The following is a 19,313-nucleotide window of genomic DNA, read 5'->3' as shown; positions in this document are numbered from 1 at the left end:
GTATATTATAACTGAATCAATCCCCATGGACATTATGCACGTATGTGGACTGCACGTATGTGGAAAATGCAAGCAAGTTCAAATATCAGTTGGCGATTTCGGTGTAATTTTGGTGGGATCAAACAAAGGCCTGCTTTCCGTCTCTTCCTCAACCAATTTTTGTGGTTCGTGGCTCGGGGAAGACTGTCGGATTTCGTTTGCTCTTTCCCGGTATTGTTGTGTTGTTCCCGGAGAAACAGTTTGGGCTGGTATCGGTTGTACCGGATCGGCTTGAGGTGTGTGACCGGAAATAAACGCCTCCGGTCTGGCTATTCCCCAACTCGGATTTTCTCGCCAATCCGGACGTAAATCCTCAACCCTGCTTGCAAAACCCCATTTTGGAAAAAAATAATTGTTTGCGTGTTGCATCGGTATGGTTTCGGGAATAATTTGTTCCGCAAGGACATGTCCATTGTGGGAATTTGCAAAAAAAACCGTGGCTGTCTTATCGGTTAAATTCATGGCGACCCATGCGCGCCATTCATTCATATCACCTGAATGGTAAGCGGTCGTGACCTTGCCATCATCATCTGTTTGCAAACCCCAACCCAGGCCCCAGGCAACATGCTCAAGATCTGAAGCTGGAATGTGACCTTTGGCTGCCCCAATTCTCCCCGCTTTCCCTTTGTCCTCTGTCATAAAAACCTGGGGAACAAAAGCATGTTGCAAGGCAGCATCATGCATCCATGCGTTAACAAAAAGGGTATAATCGGAAGCTGTCGTATGCAAACTATTCACTGACATTGCATCCCACGTTTCTTGCGGATTATTTTTATCACAAATGAAACTGCTGTGATTCATATGCAATGGCGTAAACACGTTTTTAATAGCGAGTGCTTCCAGATTTGATTGGGTCAGTTTATCGATAACCGCTTGCAAGTACAAAAGACCAGCATTGGAGTAACCATGTCCTTTCCCAGGTTCAAATTGAAACTGACATGCCCCATGCTCCAATCCTGTCTGGTGCGATAATACCATGCGTGCGGTTAAATTGTTTGCAGCAGCAACAGCGGCTTCGTCAGTTGTATCAAACTTGGGAACGCCCTTTATATTCAACTCACTTAATGGAAGAATATTAGAAAGTGGTGTATCCAAATCAAAATGATCAAGGCCTTCTGGCAAAGTAAATTTTCTTGTTCCCTTTTTTGCAGTATTGACAGCATTTGCCTCTATTAATTTGAGTACCAGATAAGAAAACACCGGTTTGGAGAGTGAAGCCGCTCCAAATACGGTATTTTTATTAACGGCTACCGACTCCCCGATTGCACTATCAGGAAACTCCCCATGCGAAGACACTTTCCCGCCTGCGGCGGTAGCAATAGATACAGCGGTAATTCCAGCAGCTTCCATGGTCGCACGTACACGATCCCTTCTTTTCGGATCATCTGCCGCCCATTTGGCTGGTAGCGAATCGCCTGAAGTTAAACCTTCCATTTCGGAATTGGACGCCGCCATAAATTGGCACTCCTTGAACATATTGCACTTTAAATATAGTATAGCCCCACTACCAAAATCGCTTCGTAAATTTACCAAGGCTTCATGTTGAAGGGAGATGGGTTAAAAATTTCCTGTTTCTCTTCGTCAGCCATTTCAACTTCCATATCCTGCTGAGGTTCAATTTCTTCTCGTTTGGAAGAATGATCTTGATTGGAAAGCTTGTGCTCCCTCGAAAGAGGGTTGTGAGCAGCACTTTGCGCTTTCGTGATCTCATCTTTTTCTTGTGATTTCAGACCAGGTATGGGCACCAAATTATTAGCCAGCCGTTGAATAAATGCATCGTATAAGGCCAATGTCGGCATGGTAATACGAAGAGAAATTATATTACTCTTCTCGTCTTGAATGATTTCCAAACAATCACCGGAAAGATCATTTTCTTCTTTAAACGCATTAAATTCTGTCAGGATTGCTTCCATGAATTTTTGTAATTCATCTCCTTGCTCTTTGGTCAAGACATCAGGTTCGCAAAGCAATTTAATGGTAAGGGTCAGCGATTCGCGATCATTATCAACCAGCAATAATCCTTTCGCGAGCAAATCCGCAATGATTTCCGGGTCAAAATGGGAATCCAAAATCAGTGATTCTGAATCAAATGCGGCAAAGATTTCATCCGTTTTTTCCACAACTTTGCCTGATTTGGTTAGAGATTTATCTTCAGCAGGATTTGCTTTTTCATCAGATGCGTTATCAGAGGTTTCACTGGCACCTCCACCGCCACCAGACCCATGACCAGAACAAAGGCGTTTGGGCGCAATTTCTTTAAAGCAAGTCTTGCAGCGTACTTTTGCTGCATCCTCGGCAGATTCTTTGTTTTCCGCTTCTTTGTGCTTCTCTTTTTCTTTGTTCAAGAGTTGTAATGTCAGCGTAACTGAGGAGACTTTTGGTACGAGCACTTCCGTGACGGGCTGATGCGTTTCTTTGTCTTTTTTCATGAAAAATACCTGGTTCAAATCGGTAACAATACGAAAAATTGTATATGAAATAAGCTCGTTTTTGTTCTTTTTTGGCGGATTTTTACAAGCTTTTTACAAAAGAATGGTTGTTGATCTGGCCAATCTTATGGGTTGGGAGAAGTAGAAAATGGTGTGGGGTTGAATTCCCCGGATTTTTGCTCCTCACCACTTTCCTCTCCGACTTCTTGTGGTGCCGATGCTTGTGCGGTAGTCGTTTGTTCTTGCGATTCAACTGGCTCCAATCCTTGAGTGGAAACAGATGGCATAAGGAGTAACATTGTCTGGGTGCTGTCTGCAGGTTTGGGGAGGGCACTGTCTGCCAATGAGTGAATCGATTGAACTGTTGTAGCTATAACCTCCGGCTTCTCGGGTTGGTTTACATCTTTAAAATTACAATACGTTGATAACCATTGAAACAAGGGCGTTAGATCACCAATAACAGGCTTTGCTATCTGTTGAAACACAGACGGCCCGTTCATGGAATTTGCAAAACTTGCCACACAATCACCCGTTGCCATATCCATGGCACAAAACGAAACGGAGCCTTTGTTATTTCCCCAGTGAAAAGCAATGCTTTTTTCCGGGTTTTTAGGGTCACCCACACTATAAACTCCCATCCCCAAACCCCATTTGACACGCGATGTTTCAGGGGGCAAGGTCGGTGGGAGTTTGTCCAGATCACCCTGCAGTAGTGTTGAGTGAAGATACTCATTTTTAAAACAATATTGTAGAAAGGTGATATAGTCCTCGGCAGTAGTCAGCATCAATCCTGCAAGGGTACCCGGAGCATCATCTGGTAGTGGTGGTAAAGGGGCAAGGTGAGCATCCGGTGGATCGGCTACATGCGCTTTGGCAACAACCCGAGGGATACCATGGAGATGACCGTCTGGCGATTGCCTCTTAAAAGTAGAATTCGCCATACCTGCTTTTTTAAAAAAATCCTGAGCAATTGCTTCCCATTCTTTACCTGTTTTTTTCTCAATCACTTTCTGTAAAAAATCAAGCGCAACACCTGAATAGGTAAATCTGCTTTCAGGATCTGCTATAAATTTTTTTCCATCATTACCATCCTGACCATAGTTTGCCAGACCAGAGCGCTGTCCAATGATCATGCCAATTGTAAGCTTTTCATAATTAGGGTCAGTGCGAAGCTCTTCTGGCCCATATTCAGGATCGTATTGAAAGAGAGGGGTATTTAAAGTCCATTTATCCTTATCGTAATCAGGCTTGTCTTTATCCTGTTCAATCAAATCCAAAACAATAGCTGCTGAAACGGGTTTACTGAGTGAGGCTGCCTGAAAGAGGGTATTTGTATCAACGGGGCTTGGTGCTTGCGTGTCAGCCTGTCCATAGGCTATGGCATGACGGGCGTCTTTTTCTTTTTGATACCAGGCTGCCGATAAGGCAGGAATATTGGCATCATCAAGCAGTTGTTTCATTAATAATGCCTGTTGTTCTTGTCGCTCTTTCATAAAGCACCAATGCGTTCGATAGAATGATAATTTTCAGTTTAAATTATAGCATCAAGTTTATTTCTTGATCAGAGTATAAAGGGATACCTGTCAGGTTCGGGTTAATTCTTTCGTGAACCAAAGGATTAAATCATCATCAAGACAAACCTGGCTACCTGGGATGACACGCTGATAATTCCAAGTAATGCCCAGGCCATCTGGCCTATATCCACGTTTGATATACAGCTTTTGCGCACTGCCATAATCCGGATATAGCCCAACGCCCAAGCCAACAATGGCATGTTGTTTTGATGCTTCTGCTTCAGCGACATCCAGTAAAGCAGAACCAACGCCCTGATTTCTATAGGGTGGCAGTACATTCAAATCCATTATTTCAGGTATTTTTTTATCATGAAATGGTAGATACAAGGAGTCCCATTTGAGGGTAATATATCCGGCAAATTGTTGTTGGTGGAAAGCCAGCCACACTATACGCACATTGGCGGTTTTTTCTTGCCAATAGTTTTCAAAAGTAACACGAGGTTTTGTCCAATTATTGTTTGCAAACTGCTTGACGATATTATCAATATCGGTCGATAAAAAAGGGCGAATAACCACTTGGCTCATAATTTTTTCCCCACTGCTATATCCTCACCGCCACCCTCATAACCATCCGGATCATTAAATGGCATTCCAGCATAACCATTGTTTTTATAAAACGCCAAAGACGTGGGCCTTGATTCTGCATGTATGCTTTTGATCCCCATACTTTTGAGTCGTTGTTCACAAAAAGCCAAAAACTGCCCGCCACATTGCCTGTTTCTTTTATCTTCGTCGATAACAATAATCCGCATAGCGGCCCTCGAGTCTGGCCACAACTGGATATGTGCATAACCAATTATGTTTGTATCCTCATATAAAACATAATGCTCATGCTGTTGATGATTGAATGTCCAGGTATACGGATCCTCAATGTTATGAGGGCCGAAGAAATATTTTTCACGAAAATATTTTGCTGACTCCCACTCCGTTTCATTGCTGCATTTTTGCATATGAAGTTCATTTTTATGATGCATATAATTTCCTGAATTTATTATGCTAATGATTAAACAATGGCAACCAGGCGTATCGGTGCTTCAGTGCCTCCTTTAATTTTAATCGGAAAAATCAGGATGCGACTACCGCAAGGTGGCAACAATGCCGCATTGGCAACATTTTCAATAATGTATTTTCCTGCTCCCAACAGTAATGCATGCACGGTATAGCCATCTTCCGGCCTGTCAGGGGATAGGGTATCAATGCCCAGCCCTGCTATCTGACGGTCCAGAAGTAATTGTGCCGCTCGGAGAGAAACAGAAGGAAAAACATGATTATTATGGTATTTTTCCGGCTGCATCCAGAATTTATCCCATCCCGTGCGTATCAAAACAAAGCTTGATGGAGGTATTTTTCCATATTGCTGTTCGAATTGCGCAACATCCGTAACAGACAGGGTATACCGTTCATGTGCTTTGTCTGAGACGTCGATAACAACACAATTTGCCTGTAAATCGGTTAACAAGAGTTGATCGATGGTGAGTCCGCCAGGTGTGCAATGTGCCGGCGCATCGATGTGTGTGCCGATGCCGGCATCCATCGCAATATGTTGCACCCGAAATTTGACCGCATCCTTGCAATCAGCGTAATCAAGTTGTACGGTATTTTCAAACCCGCAGCTTTTATCCCAGCAGGGTATGGAAGGTTCCAGAGTATGGGTTAAATCAATCCATTGCAGACTGGAACCATGGGCAATAACATTCAGGTTTTTCGCCATATACACCATATTCCATACATAATCAGCCGGTTTAAGATTAAATAATGGGGAAAAACCCTGTTTTTCATAAAATTGATAGGTTTTAAGGTAATTTTCATCGACTTCTGAGGGGGCCAGCGTTTCGACTGTCATAGTAAAAGCCCCTTGAAGATGTGCATATTGAGCTGCTGCATCCAAAAGACGATGACCTAACCCTTTTCCCTGCCAGAACCGCAACACAGCCATCCAATAAATATTGCTGTTTGTGGGATACGGAAACTCAAGACTCAAAAGACCCGCGAATGCGCCCTTTATTTTGGCTGCAAAATTAATACGTGAGCGCACACCCCGTATATACTGTTCATTGCATTCGGGCAGACCAAAATATTCCGGCAAATCAGCCGTTATCTGACGGCATAATACTTCGGCATCGTCTGCTGAAATCAGTTCTATCGAGCAATTCATTTACCACCTGAGTTGTGATTTAATATAAAATCCGTTTGCATCACCTGAAAGATTGCACTCTTTTTGTGGTCAAATTATACTCTGAGCCGGGATTAGGAACAATGAAAATAACGCATACTCATTATAAACAATCGATTCAAGCTCGCCATCATTTTCTGTGCAAATTATTAACCGTTTCATGCTTGCTGTTATCCATGATTTATGGCGCCAATACGTTTGCCAATATCTGGGAACCTTCACCTGGTCTTAAGCAAGTCCCCATTTGGCCTGAAGGAAAGATGCCGGATCCTGTTCCTGACGTAAAACCGGAAAGTATGGAATTAATCACTGACCGTCCAATTGCCGGGTTACCCTGGAATGCAATTTATAATGTTTCCAAACCTACTATGACCGTATATTCACCGCAGGCACACAATACAGGTACCGCAGTAGTTGTTTTTCCTGGCGGCGGTTTCAATGGATTGGCTATTGATTTGGAAGGAACAGAAGTCTGTACCAATATCGCATCTATGGGTATTACTTGTGTTTTGCTGAAATATCGGGTTCCTGATTCTGGCCCCGCATGGCATGATGATTGTGAATGTAATATTCACCCCATAGCGCCGACTGCCCTTCAAGACGCACAAAGAACCATTAGTCTTGTTCGAATGCAGGCATCAAAATGGAATATCAATCCTGATAAAATTGGCGTGCTGGGATTTTCTGCGGGTGGGTACATGGTTGCAGATATTAGTACCCATTTTACAGAACGCGCGTATCAACCCATTGATGCCGCAGATAAAGTAAGCTGTCGGCCTGATTTTGCAGTTGCTTTATATCCTGGCCATTTATGGACAAATGAAGATAGTAACAATGAAAAATTGGCACTTAACCCGGACATCAAAGTTACAGCACAAACACCGCCCACATTGTTGATACAGGCACAAGATGACAAAGTAGATAACATAAATCATTCACTGACATATTATATCGCATTAAAAAATAATAATGTTTTGACTGAAATGCATTTATATGCCGAGGGTGGTCATGGATTTGGGGTGAGACCAACGAACCTCTCTATAACTAATTGGCCAAAATTATTTGATGACTGGCTGGGTAATATACCTTCCGTAAAAAATTGAGAAAATCATGAAACTTGCAATTTAATTTGAGCAAAATCCAGGTGCTGACGAGATACCAATTCTTAATGACGGCATTATACGAGAACACAAAATAAAAAAAGACATGCAACCTCTCGATCTTTTGCCTGGTTTATTCGTAATGAGCAAGGGAAAATTATGAGCGGATGTGTCAGAGATAATATGTATAGTGATTTATTTATTGGTCATTATAATGAAATGGATTGATGATCTTTTAAATAAATAATACTTCTTCATTCAAATATCAGTTGGTGATTTCGGTGTCATTTTGGTGGGATCAAACAAATGCCTGCTTTCCGTTTCTTCCTCAACCAATGATTGTGGTTCATGGCTTGAGGAAGATTGTCGGATTTCGTTTGCTCTTTCCCGATATTGTTGTGTTGTTTCCGGGGAAACGGTTTGGGCAGGTATCGGCTGTAGTGGCTCAGCTTGACGCACGTGATCGTGAATAAACGCTTCCGGTCTGGCCAAACCCCAACTTGGATTTTTTCGCCAATCCGGGTGTAGATCCTCAACCCTGCTTGCAAAACCCCATTTTGGAAAAAAATAATTGTTCGCATGTTGCATCGGGATAGATTCAGGAATAATTTGTTCTGCAAGGACATGTCCATTCCGGGAATTTGCAAAAAAAACTGTAGCTGTCTTATCGGTTAAATTTATGGCTGCCCATGCGCGCCATTCATTCATATTACCTTCATGGTAAGCGGTCGTGACTTTGCCATCATCATCTGTTTGCAAAGCCCAACCCAGACCCCAGGCAACATGTTCAAGATCTGAAGCGGGAATGTGACCTTTGGCTGCCCCAATTCTCCCCGCTTTCCCTTTGTCCTCTGTCATAAAAACCCGGGGAACAAAGGCATTTTGCAAGGCAGCGTCGTGCATCCATGCGTTAACAAAAAGCGCATAATCGGAAGCTGTGGTATGCAAACTATTCACTGACATTGCATCCCACTTTTCTTGCGGATTATTTTTATCACAAATGAAACTGCTGTGATTCATATGCAATGGTGTAAACACATGTGTAGCAGCAAGCGTTTCCATATTGGATGCCGTCAGTTTGTCGATAACCTCTTGCAAATACAAAAGCGCGACATTGGAGTAACCATGTCCTTCCTCTGGTTCAAATTGAAATTGACATACCCCATGCTCCAGGCCCGTCTGATGCGATAATACCATGCGTGCGGTTAAATTGTTTGCAGCAGCAACAGCGGCTTCGTCAGACGTATCAAACTTTGGAACGCCCTGTATATTCAACTTGCTTAATGGAAGAATCTTGGCCAGCGGTGTGTCCAAATCAAAATGATCCAGACCTTCTGGCAAAGTAAATTTGCCTGTTCTTTTTTTTGCGGTATTGGCAGCATTTGCTTCTATTAATTTGAGTACCAGATAAGAAAACACCGGTTTGGAGAGTGACGCCGCTCCAAATACGGTATTCTTATCAACAGCTACTGACTTTCCAGTTACTCTATCAGGAACATCAAACTCACCATGCGAAGACACTTTCCCACCTGCAACGGTAGCAATTGATACAGCGGTAATTCCAGCGGCTTCCATGGTCGCGCGTAAACGCTCTCTTTTTTCTATATCATCTGCCGCCCATTCGGCTGATGGAGATTCGCTTAAAGATAAACCCTCCATTTCGGAATTGGACGCCGCCATAAATAGTCACTCATCAAACATATTGTACTTAAAATATATTGTAGCTGGTTTATCTCGATTGTAGAAACAAAGCTATTGTTTTTATAAAACACTAAGGCGTGTCCTCATTTCGTTCCCGAGAGCGAAAATGTGGGTTATTGTGTGCCATTTTGCGTTTGAGTGAGGCGAATAGTTATTCTATTTAACGAACTCAAACGTAAAATGGCACCAATAAGCCGCATTTGCAGCCCGGGAATGAATTGAGTACACGCCCTAAAGATGCGGGCTTCATATCAAGAAGCGGGCACGAGCAATGGGGTAAAAGCAAAAGACGGGCAACTCCATTGCCCAACTCAAGATACTTTAAGTTCTTGCAGAATAAAGTCCCATATTTCCTTTGCTACATTTATGGAGTTACCAATGGATGGATAATGATGCAAATCGATAGATGGTAAACTGTTATTCTCAAGAAAAACCCAATTTTGTGTGTGCCATGGTTTTGACACGTCATCACAAATAAAATCGACTCCACTGACCCCTATTTTTAGTATATGGTGTACTTTTAAAAATATCTGGATATTTTCAGGACAAACATCATCAGTAACGTTAATGACTTCTGCGCCAGTTCCACAGGTGCTTTTGTGTGAAAGATATATTATCTTGTGTTTTTTGATTATAGTTTGCAAATTGACATTTTGGTTGCGCAAACATTCAGTAGTAAAAGACGAATGTTTATCAACTTGATATATTGCGGATCCGGTTTGATTTGGTTTTCCTCTATATGGATGCCTGTTAAATTGCTCGATTAATTCCCCAATGGTGGAGTGACCATCGCCAATTATGGATGCTTTCATTCGTTTTGCACATGCAATAAATTTATCGCCTATACAAATCACTCTATGCGCCTCGCCTTCAATATATTTTTCAACAATGATTTTAAAATCTATCATTTTTGCAATATCAAAAGCGCGGGATAATGATTGTTCATCATTAATATTGGTACTGACATGATGAGCTAAAGTTGATGATTCTGGTTTGATAACCAGTGGATATCCAAGGGTGCTCGCAAATTGTAGCGCTCGCTTTTTAGTACAAAATGATTTTCCTTGGGGGGTAGGAAGATTATTTTTTTGTAAAATTTTTTTAAATTGCCCTTTATGATCATATGTCCTGGGGTTTTTATATTTGAGATACCTATAGAGTAAAGTCGTGGGTGTGTAATTAAAATAATATTCTCTTCCCTGATATCTCAATAAGTAACTATGTAATTGCAACCCTTGCTTCCGAAAGATATACAAGTCAAGGCCTCTTTTTTGTGCTTCGTCCCAAATCAATTGTAATCTTGTGATCGTTTTGGATCGTATAATTTCTTTGCACATTTGGATATGATTATTTTTATGCATTAACTTTATGCATAAAAATAAATATCTCTCTGTAGCATATAGATCATGGTGTAAAGTCAACGCTTTTCCAAGGAGAATGAGTGGCTTCATTACCCAGTAAAAAAAAGAGTTTATTTTTTCTGCTCTATGGTTGGGTTTGTCTGGATAACAATAGGGGCAAATATTTTGATAATTATATGAGTTCTCTTTGATAGCCACCATTATTTCCCTTTTCTGATAAACCCACGTTCCATATCATTAACTTAAAATTTCAGAATAATTGGATAATCAGCCTACGCTTGCTGCATTTTTGTATATGAAGTTGATTTTTATGTAGCATCCGGCTCAACAACCAGCGAACCTGATCATGGTTTTAAATCAGGACGAATCCCGTCATTCTCGCGTAATGAGCACATGCCGACCGGTTTGTTGTCTTGAAACGCGACAAATGTTAATGGCAATTCACTTTCATACAAATAATTCTGAAAATTTTTTTCCACGCGTGCAAGGGGTACATCGGGCGACCAGATTGAACCCAAAGTTTGGTGCCATATCTGAACCAGGCGTGGTATTGTATCCGGACGACTTTTTAATAGCTCAATGGACATCGTTGTCATTATTTAGCCCCCCCTGGCACAGACAACCATAAACTCTCTCAATGTATTACATAATCTGCCATGCTGAAATGCCATAAGCTTGTCTTTTCCACATGCGCGCATCAATCGATAGTTGCTCAGTGCCCAGTAAACTGGCCATACGCTATTTGTTATGGCAAAAGCATCTATTACCTGCTTTTCAGAATATAGATCCAAATAATTTTTAAGACAAGCATTCTTAATCCGCAAATACCTGGGATCCTCATCGGTAAGACCATGATGTTTTTTTATTTGTTGCAAACAGTTTATTAATGAAAAAAACGGATGGGAAATGACGATTTCACCCAAATCAATAATGGTTATTTTTTGTGACAGTTCGTCTATGAGCGTGTTATTGTCATTAAAATCTGGCTGAACGATCGTTTGTTTAATTGAATTGTCCGATAATTTTTTACATAACTTGAAAACCATAGGAAACAACGTTTCCAATTCAATAATTTCTTTCTCAGACAGTCCATCTTCTATCAAGATATCCTTTTGTGAAAGCAATTCCATATATAAATGCGGTAACTTATCTAATCGCCAATCCGGCACACCTATATCTATAAAAACAACCAAGTTTTCTGCAGTGGCTAATTGCAACGCTGTGAATTGATCAATTGCTTTGCATAATAATTCCGTATCGAAATACTGTTTTAAAATTTCTCGCAATGGCCTGCCAGCGTCTTTCATTAAGAAACAATTTAATTCGGTATTGTCTGCGATAACTGTTGGAACAGAAGCCTGGAATTGATCATGCAATATGCCAATAATTGACGATTCGAGTGCAAGTTTGGCTGGCATGTGCTTCAAATAAATATAAGCTTCAGATGTTTCGAAGCGGGCTATATAAGACCAAGGGGTTTTGAGCACATTCTCTGGCAGCTTGCTTTTGAGCTTGTATCCATTCGATGTAAGAATTTTGCAAGTCCATTGGATAATTTTTTCATTTTCTTTCGTTTTCACAATTTAGCTATTCCTCGTCAAGAAATATTGCCTGGTTGAAATCTTGCTCTCTCAAAAAGTGCCGAGAGTTGCCTGAAACAAGCTGTTTCACATCCATCCTCCAAAGCCCATGCCCAGGCAAGAACTGCTTGTACGTAACACCAATCAAGTATTTTTTGCTCAGATAGTGAGAGTAGTTTGGCAAAATGGATAATGCGGTTTTGAATGATGTGCCATGCAGCTGTATCAAGCGTCAGTAATTCCGGTATAGGATTGCGAATAAAAGCCGCTACTTCGAAAGCAGGTTCGCCGATCACACCTTTGGGATCAATAACCATCCAGGTACTGCCGTTTTGCAGAAGGTTATCATGATGCAAATCCCCGTGAAGTAATACTTCGCGGGCTGATGTCAGCATCAAGTTATCACGAAGCACTCTTGCTTTTTGTAGAAAATGCAAGGGTATTTCCCAATCCTTGTCCAATGCTGCAAGCCAATCTTTTACATAGGGAAACCGGTTGTTTAATGGTATCGGTGCGCTGTGCAAGCGATTTAAACAGTCACAGGTGATGCGTATAGCTTCACTATCATTTTCCGGAAACGAGGATTTTAACGAAACGCCTGGAATGGCGCGTTCCAGGAGAAGCATCCCGTCCTCTTCGGCAAGCATATTAACAGCACCCAAACCCTCAAAAGCCTTAAGCGCCATAGCTTCGCGCTTGAGGCCGCTTATATCAAGACCCAATTTCAGGATAACTGGCTGTGAAGTTTGCATGCCAGTCATGACATAATTGTAACTTAAATTTTTAACGGCTTTTAAATCAGATAATCCATGGACTGCGGCTATCTGCCTGACCCGTTTTGGCAAATCAGCCAACCACTTCCTCCCTTGTTCGCCGTATTGATCGTTGATGTTTTTTTCAAGTAGCTCCATGAACTATTTTTCCTCATGCATGAGTCTAATGACCTAATCGCATCGACTTACCCTCAAAATCAGATAATTCACTATCTTCATCATTCGCATCTCTTTCATTATACTGATTTTCACTTATAGAAAGAATCAAAGGCTCGCTGGTCATTTCATCGGATGACTCGTCAGCAGCTTGCACCGGTCCCCCAAGTGCGGTTAATAACCGACCTGTTGAGCAAGAAGGCAATGATTCTTGTTGGTGATAAGAACGCCATAATTGTTGGTAGAGTGGACATGTTGCCAATAACTCATCATGACTCCCTTGCGCCGCGACTCGTCCCTCATGAATCACGATAATGGCATCAGCCGTTTTGGCTTCTGTCAATTTGTGCGTAATCATCAGACTGGTAATCCCCTCGTCGGTCATTTGATCGATGCCACTCAATATTTGCGTTGCCGACTGGCTGTCCAAAGAAGCCGTGATTTCGTCCAGCAGGCGAATTGGACTTCTCTTGATGAGCCCTCGCAAAATCGCTACTTTTTGCTGTTGACCGCCGGATAAACTTTTTCCATCTTCACCTACTTGGGTATCCAGTTTGTTTTTGAAAGACAGAAGAAATGCTTCCAGATTGCAAGCCCTTGCCAAAGCCCAGATAGTCTCATCATCCACTTCGTCAGGGTTTGCGGCACCAAAACAAATGTTTTCACGAATAGTTCCTTTAAACAAATTCGGCGTTTGGCCAAGCAAACTGATGTTTTGCTCCAAAGATTTGAGGCTCACTTCAGCGATATTCTGACCATTGATTCGAATAATCCCGCTTGCAGGTTTGTAATAACCATACAGCATATTAAAAATAGTCGTTTTTCCGGCACCGCTTTCGCTGACTAACGCCACCTTTTGACCGGGCTGAATGGTAAAGGAAAGGTTTTCAAACAATGGAGAATTGTCTGACTCCCCTGGTTTTGGTGCGTGTATAAAAGTTACATTTTCAAATTCAATGGTGGGCGCAATGCCTTCGAGTAATACAAGATGTGTGTCCGGGTGTAATTCAACCAGTTCATCGGGTTTGGACAGCTCCTTGAATACAAATTTCAAATCAGGCCAGTCTGCAAAAAGTTGATTGACCGCCTGTCCAAAGGCCGGGAACAAATTGGCCAGCGAATTCAGATAACCGGCCACCACAACAAAATCCTGTACACTGTATTCTTTTGTTACCACTCCGTGACCCACATAAAGTGTTGCGAGCAGCATGCCTGCGCGCGAAATGGCGTATTGTCCCAAACCAATTTGCAAGGGCTTGTTCATGCCAACAATATTGGCTTCTGTCATGCGACTTAAAGCTTCATCCACACCTCGCATGGTATATTCAAACTGACCGAAATCACGGATGGTTTTATAACGCGCAATTGCGCTGGTGAAGTTGGAAAATGCTTCATTTCCGGCTGTAAGTCCTTCTGTGCGCGCATCAATAATGGGTTTTGCTGTGAGCGCGCCATATGCAATATACGATACCAACATCGCAAACAAGCCGCCACCCATAGCAAAACCGTAACGGCTGGATAGCAGATTGCAAGCTATCGCGATTTCTACCAAAGTAGGTGCAACCTGGGTCAATAATGGCGTTGCTACACTGCCAACTGCAAAGCCTTTTTGCATCAAAAACAGTTGATCGCCAAACGAGGTGTTGACGTGATAATCCAGTGATTTTTTTAGCAAATGCTCTGTACCGGTCTTCAATATTCTTTTTGTCGTGTTGGCGGTAACGAGATTCATCGCTTGATCGCGTAAATTCGGAAGTAATTGAGCAAGCGTGTATGCGGCTATTAAAAGGCCGATCAAAGCCTGCCTGGATAAATCAATGCCGGCAATTTCCGCAGTTTCATCATCGCTTGCGAGCAAATTGATAGTTTCTCCAAAAAGCCATGGTGTTATAAAGTTCATGCCAGTACTGAGCCCGGTAAGCACCGCACCCATACCAATGCCAGGCAGATTCTCTTTTGAAAAGATAATCTTGCTCAAGCCGCTAACAATATGTGAAAGCGGAATATCATCTGCAATGCGTTGCAGTACCTCTGGTTGTGCTTCGTTTTGATCGGCATCGATTTCAATGAGCACCTCTTGATCCGGAGCAGCTGGCGGTGCAGTCTCATCCCTCACTAAAAATATTATTGTCCAAAAAAACTGGTTTATTAATTGAAGCATCCGGATCATAATTACCTCCAATGACCCGGTACATCCAAACGGGACTTATGAATAACTTACAGACTTTATTGATGAATTTTAACATTGCAACTTGATTTAATTCTGGATATTTTACGTCAGTATTGTAAAAATATTGCAAGTATTAATTCTTGTTTCATATCAATTTTAAAAACTAATCTACACTGTAATTCGTCACGATTTTTTTCGCAATACAGTAATATTACTGTATTGTAAAAACTTGTCAGGAGTAAAAACAGCTGTTTCTTTATAGTAGTTAGCGTGGATACCTGAGCATGGCCAATTATCCGATCTCTTTCATAATGCAAATCATGCTAAAATCCCCAAACCAATTGCTCCAATTCATATACTGATTTCACACTTTGCCAACCATCCATTCTGATTTGAATATTTAAATTACTATACTTATGCAACAGCAATAATCCCATGAGCTGTTGGCTCAATGGTTGGGTTAATTCGTCCGGCGTGTATCCATATGACATCAAAAACACTTTTAACAACGGCTTGTCCCCTTGAATTAAAAAGGCACCAGGCCCTAATAAATCATACTGATGCAAACCCAACATGGCATCTCCGAAGTCAATCAACCCATCTATGTGCCAGATTCCGTCCCTTTGTTTTACCAAAAAATTCATTGGGGTATATTCCCCTGTTAAAATTACCGGCGCTTTGATTTTTGGTAAATTGGCTTTAATGGATTCAAGATATTCTGGAAGTTGTTGTAATAAATGCGCAGGCAGCTTTAGGGATTGATGATGGTTTACGCAGTTACTCAGTTGTTTTCCTATAAATTGTTCCCAATGACAATCAATTGCCTCCAATCCATCGGTGGGCAGTGTATGCACTTCTTTGATTAATGAGCCTAACTCGCGAATGATAATCATTTTATTATCATAATGCATGCTCGGCCAAAGTGTTTCCAGCAAAGTCCCTTCCAATTTGCTCATCACAATATATGGCCACTCGGCAAGCTCTCCGTGGTATTGAAGATCTGGTGTGTTAACCGGGAGCTTATCCTGAAGATGCTTCATCACCAACCAATCGCTTTGGTATTGCTCTTGATGAAATGGAGGAAAAATTTTGATAACGTGTTGATCGCCGCACTCATAAACGATGTTGGTGCCTTCCGAAAAAAGGGTTAGCGGTAGCTGTGGCAGGCAATGCCGATGCATAATTTGTTTGGCAGCTGCTTCATGCATGTCTGTTTTTAATTTAAAGTTCTCATAATCATTCAAACGAATGAATGGGTGGAAGGATTGGATTGGTGTCATCGATGATCATTTTTGTAAGTGTCCTTGTGTTTGAACCTCAGGGTAAAAAATATGCCCTTGCAGGTACAATTTACAAGAGCCGGACATAAAAACGCGATTGTCTTGCACTCTGCAAAGCAATGCTCCCTGACGTTTGAGACCCTGGATGGCCTGAATTGTGTTTTTGCCCAGTCGCTCGCTCCAGTAAGGTGCAATGACACAGTGTGCTGAACCGGTTACGGGATCTTCCGGAACATCGCAACCGGGATAAAAACAACGTGAATAGACACCTCCATGGCTATCTGGCGCAGACAAAATCACACCTCGTGATGGCCATTTGCCAATGACATCCAGTTCCGGTCGTGCATTCCTGACATCCTCTTCATTATTCAATATAACCAGCAAATCAAATGTACTTTCATAGACTTCTGCTGGATGCATACCAATCGCCTCTATCAATTCTGATGCAGGCGTAATTTTTGTGTAAGGCAATGCGGGAAAATCCATCTCCAGTTTGTCGTTATGCTTCGTGACCCTCAGCTCGCCACTTTGGCTGTTAAAATTCAGCTGTTTTGCAGCAGGATTAAGAAACTCAAACACAACAAAAGCGCTGGCCAGAGTCGCATGGCCGCAAAGGGCAACTTCGGTATTGGGTGTAAACCAACGTATCTGGTAATAATCACCTTCCTGAACCAGGAACGCCGTTTCAGACAAATTATTTTCCATAGCGATAGACTGCATGAGATCATCTGGCAACCATTCTTTCAACGGACAAACTGCTGCCGGATTCCCTCCAAATAAAAAGGAAGTAAAGGCATCAACCTGGAAGATGGGTTGCTTTTTCATAAGGTCTCCTGTTTTTGCAAGGCTATAATATACCATTAATCGCAGATTTTATTTTGCTCTTTTTCAGCGCATTTTTCGAAATGCGCAAGAATCACGAATGCGGGCATTCATAAAGATTTTCCATGATTTATGCAAAATCTCAGCATCAGCTGTTAATTGGCTGTTAATTGATTAATGCTTTGAATCGCTTGTCTGATTTCAACAGGCGCCAATCCATCATTAACAGGTAAAGGTATCCGCACCTTGTAAAGTTCGCCGCCATTAACCAGAACAAATGCCTGGCCTTTGGGTAACGAAATAATATCATTGACATCAATCATCGGCACTGACGTTGCCTGGACTCTATCTTCATTAGTTGTATTAAAATAAACCCCATCCTCACTATGCGGGGTATCATTCACCATGGATACCTGGGTATGACCAACCACACCAACCTCTGGTAGTAATTTTATCAATAAATTGGCTGTTTCTTCATTTTTTACCCTGAGCATAATCAAGGTATTGAGGTTGCCCTCGGTAACATCCGCTTTTGCTTTTGACCCCAGCGCCACCTCCATATCTTGAATAGTCTGAGCATAAGCCGTAACCTGAAACCCGGCGCCGCCAGCCTTATTAAGAATTTTGACGAACGAATCCTGGATGATTTCTGACAGCTCGTCGCAATGCAGGTTCAAGCGGTATTTGGCATTGCTTTCTTTGTAGATTTTTCCAGCGGTAGATACCAGATCAGACAAAAATGCTTTACCTACGGCTTGAGCGATATTGGGATTGGTCAAGCTGTCCAAACCAATATAGATGACCTTCTTTTCCTTAATAGCCGCCATCAGCTCGATTTCATTGCAGGTGTTATGAAAGGAGAATATCCCGGTAGCATTGCTTTTGTTGATTTCTGAGAGCACTGGACCGACGCTGGCTGTGATTTTGTCGTAGTAGTGTTTGTCCATGATTGCCGCATCATATAAATCAATCAGAACCTGATCGTGCAGACTTTCCACGTTTCCGGCGGCGATTGTTTTGCTGATGTGGCTTTTCAGATATTCAATGACGGCTTTGGGCCTGTCCATTGGTGCGGCGTTTTTATGTTTGCGATTGCTGCGTTCTTCGTGGTTTGTCAGGATGGATTCTATCTGCTCGTGATAGTCCGGGTAATGAACTGGCATGATTGCGTCGGCATAGGCCATGAGTAATTGATCCAGTCTGCTGATGTAAAAGGCGATAGACTTATAAGTTATTGGCTGCTTCATTTCTTCAAGGCAAATCGCGACGATGTTGACGTATTTCCAGGCGAAGGCTGCGAATTGTTTTCCTTCGCCTTCTGCGGCGATGGCATCGGTAATTCGGGTGGCTACTTCGCTGACCTGGTCGTAATTTTTTAAGGGGTTATAGTGAGCCGACAATTCTGGAAAACCCAAATGCACGATGCGAAAATCTTTGAGTCGCCCGGCGGCTTCGCAGGCTGAGTACATATCGCGCACCAGATCCAGATCACCTTTGGGGTCGACCACGATTACTGCGTCGCCGTTGCGTATATCCTGATTGATCAGAATACTGGCCAGTCTTGTTTTGCCGACACGAGTGGTTCCTACAACAAAGGTATGGCCGACGCGTACGTCTTGCGGGATATAAACCGGTGCGTCTTTTTCTCCTAATCCATGCAAGTATGGACTACCGCCAACGGCTGGGTCGGGTCTGAACGGATTAAATTTGGTTTGGCTGCAGAGTAATTTTGCAAAAATTGTTTGCTCATGGTTTTGACAATAGTCTCTGACCGTTCGGAAACATTTTCCTCTCTGCATAAAAGATTCGTTTTTGATTTGTTTGATCTGGTGCAAGCGCTGGGTGTGATGCGGGAACCAACGGAATCCTTTTCCGATAAACAGCCATTTCTGCGATAGTGGTACCTCGGTAGTTGAAAGCGCGTAATACGGCATGGTTATCAATCGACGCTGGAATCGTTTGATTCTCAGTGCCTGTAATCCTCTGAACAGACTCAAGCCTCCCAGACTCATCCCGGCGTAATAACCCATGCCCTGCGTTAATAAAAACAAATGAGGTTTGCTGATAGCGAGCGCGGCCAATGCCGCACAGGTTATGCTGGTGTAGATTTCGGTTGCTTCGCGTAACAGATTTTCAACGGGATAATCGGCCATGA

16 protein-coding genes and 1 pseudogene are annotated in these 19,313 nt (G+C 42.3%); 1 reads left to right on the top strand and 16 read right to left on the bottom strand.

Annotation, left to right across the window (positions count from 1 at the left end; genetic code table 11):
• Positions 1 to 78: 78 nt before the first annotated feature.
• The 7 genes and pseudogenes from E4T54_RS09390 to E4T54_RS12080 form a co-directional block, all read right to left on the bottom strand.
• On the bottom strand, positions 79 to 1,494 hold the full coding sequence (locus E4T54_RS09390; RefSeq protein WP_058387019.1) for a serine hydrolase domain-containing protein: 1,416 nt from the start codon (positions 1,492 to 1,494) through the stop codon (positions 79 to 81).
• Positions 1,495 to 1,565: 71 nt separating this feature from the next.
• Positions 1,566 to 2,468 (bottom strand): hypothetical protein, encoded by a 903-nt coding sequence (locus E4T54_RS09385; RefSeq protein WP_058387020.1) that lies wholly within the window; start codon positions 2,466 to 2,468, stop codon positions 1,566 to 1,568.
• A gap of 125 nt (positions 2,469 to 2,593) precedes the next feature.
• Positions 2,594 to 3,928 (bottom strand): serine hydrolase domain-containing protein, encoded by a 1,335-nt coding sequence (locus E4T54_RS09380; RefSeq protein WP_058387021.1) that lies wholly within the window; start codon positions 3,926 to 3,928, stop codon positions 2,594 to 2,596.
• Positions 3,929 to 4,051: 123 nt separating this feature from the next.
• Complete coding sequence (locus E4T54_RS09375) at positions 4,052 to 4,567, bottom strand: GNAT family N-acetyltransferase (RefSeq protein ID WP_058387022.1); 516 nt, start codon at positions 4,565 to 4,567, stop codon at positions 4,052 to 4,054.
• Positions 4,564 to 5,016 (bottom strand): GNAT family N-acetyltransferase, encoded by a 453-nt coding sequence (locus E4T54_RS09370; protein ID WP_058387023.1) that lies wholly within the window; start codon positions 5,014 to 5,016, stop codon positions 4,564 to 4,566. Before E4T54_RS09370 ends, E4T54_RS09375 begins: the two co-directional genes overlap by 4 nt.
• 29 nt (positions 5,017 to 5,045) lie before the next feature.
• Positions 5,046 to 5,753 carry a cyclase family protein gene (locus E4T54_RS09365; protein WP_115152880.1) on the bottom strand — a complete coding sequence of 236 codons (708 nt, stop codon included), beginning with the start codon at positions 5,751 to 5,753 and terminating at the stop codon, positions 5,046 to 5,048.
• Between the two features lie 102 nt (positions 5,754 to 5,855).
• Positions 5,856 to 6,197: pseudogene (locus tag E4T54_RS12080) on the bottom strand (GNAT family N-acetyltransferase); the annotation flags it as partial.
• Between the two features lie 101 nt (positions 6,198 to 6,298).
• On the opposite strand from E4T54_RS12080, the gene E4T54_RS09360 reads away from it, so the two are divergent.
• Positions 6,299 to 7,318: an alpha/beta hydrolase gene (locus tag E4T54_RS09360; RefSeq protein ID WP_082635019.1), complete on the top strand. Its 1,020-nt coding sequence runs from the start codon at positions 6,299 to 6,301 to the stop codon at positions 7,316 to 7,318.
• Positions 7,319 to 7,573: 255 nt separating this feature from the next.
• Here E4T54_RS09360 and E4T54_RS09355 read toward each other — a convergent pair whose 3' ends face one another.
• The 9 genes from E4T54_RS09355 to traD all read right to left on the bottom strand — a co-directional run bounded on the left by E4T54_RS09355 (position 7,574) and on the right by traD (position 19,311).
• On the bottom strand, positions 7,574 to 8,995 hold the full coding sequence (locus tag E4T54_RS09355; RefSeq protein ID WP_058387024.1) for a serine hydrolase domain-containing protein: 1,422 nt from the start codon (positions 8,993 to 8,995) through the stop codon (positions 7,574 to 7,576).
• 332 nt (positions 8,996 to 9,327) lie between these two features.
• Complete coding sequence (locus E4T54_RS09350) at positions 9,328 to 10,575, bottom strand: ATP-binding protein (protein WP_162261969.1); 1,248 nt, start codon at positions 10,573 to 10,575, stop codon at positions 9,328 to 9,330.
• Positions 10,576 to 10,721: 146 nt separating this feature from the next.
• A complete protein-coding gene (locus E4T54_RS09345) occupies positions 10,722 to 10,973 on the bottom strand; it encodes a hypothetical protein (protein WP_058387026.1) in 252 nt (83 codons plus the stop codon).
• A 3-nt stretch (positions 10,974 to 10,976) separates the two neighbouring features.
• Positions 10,977 to 11,957, bottom strand: coding sequence for an aminoglycoside phosphotransferase family protein (locus E4T54_RS09340; protein ID WP_238582772.1), 981 nt, complete (start codon positions 11,955 to 11,957; stop codon positions 10,977 to 10,979).
• A gap of 17 nt (positions 11,958 to 11,974) precedes the next feature.
• On the bottom strand, positions 11,975 to 12,868 hold the full coding sequence (locus tag E4T54_RS09335) for an aminoglycoside phosphotransferase family protein (RefSeq protein ID WP_058387028.1): 894 nt from the start codon (positions 12,866 to 12,868) through the stop codon (positions 11,975 to 11,977).
• A 25-nt stretch (positions 12,869 to 12,893) separates the two neighbouring features.
• A complete protein-coding gene (locus E4T54_RS09330) occupies positions 12,894 to 15,056 on the bottom strand; it encodes an ABC transporter ATP-binding protein (protein ID WP_082635020.1) in 2,163 nt (720 codons plus the stop codon).
• 323 nt (positions 15,057 to 15,379) lie between these two features.
• Positions 15,380 to 16,336 carry a phosphotransferase family protein gene (locus E4T54_RS09325; RefSeq protein WP_238582773.1) on the bottom strand — a complete coding sequence of 319 codons (957 nt, stop codon included), beginning with the start codon at positions 16,334 to 16,336 and terminating at the stop codon, positions 15,380 to 15,382.
• A gap of 6 nt (positions 16,337 to 16,342) precedes the next feature.
• Entirely contained in the window at positions 16,343 to 17,161 is an 819-nt protein-coding gene (locus E4T54_RS09320) for a PhzF family phenazine biosynthesis protein (protein WP_058387030.1), read from the bottom strand.
• Positions 17,162 to 17,313: 152 nt separating this feature from the next.
• A complete protein-coding gene (traD, locus tag E4T54_RS09315) occupies positions 17,314 to 19,311 on the bottom strand; it encodes a type IV conjugative transfer system coupling protein TraD (RefSeq protein WP_058387031.1) in 1,998 nt (665 codons plus the stop codon).
• Positions 19,312 to 19,313 lie beyond the last annotated feature (2 nt).

Origin of the sequence: Legionella geestiana (assembly GCF_004571195.1) — a bacterium.
GTDB classification, from domain to species: Bacteria; Pseudomonadota; Gammaproteobacteria; order Legionellales; family Legionellaceae; genus Legionella_B; species Legionella_B geestiana.
The sequence above is the reverse complement of the archived record's forward strand: the minus strand, read 5'-3'. Positions and strand labels throughout refer to the sequence as shown.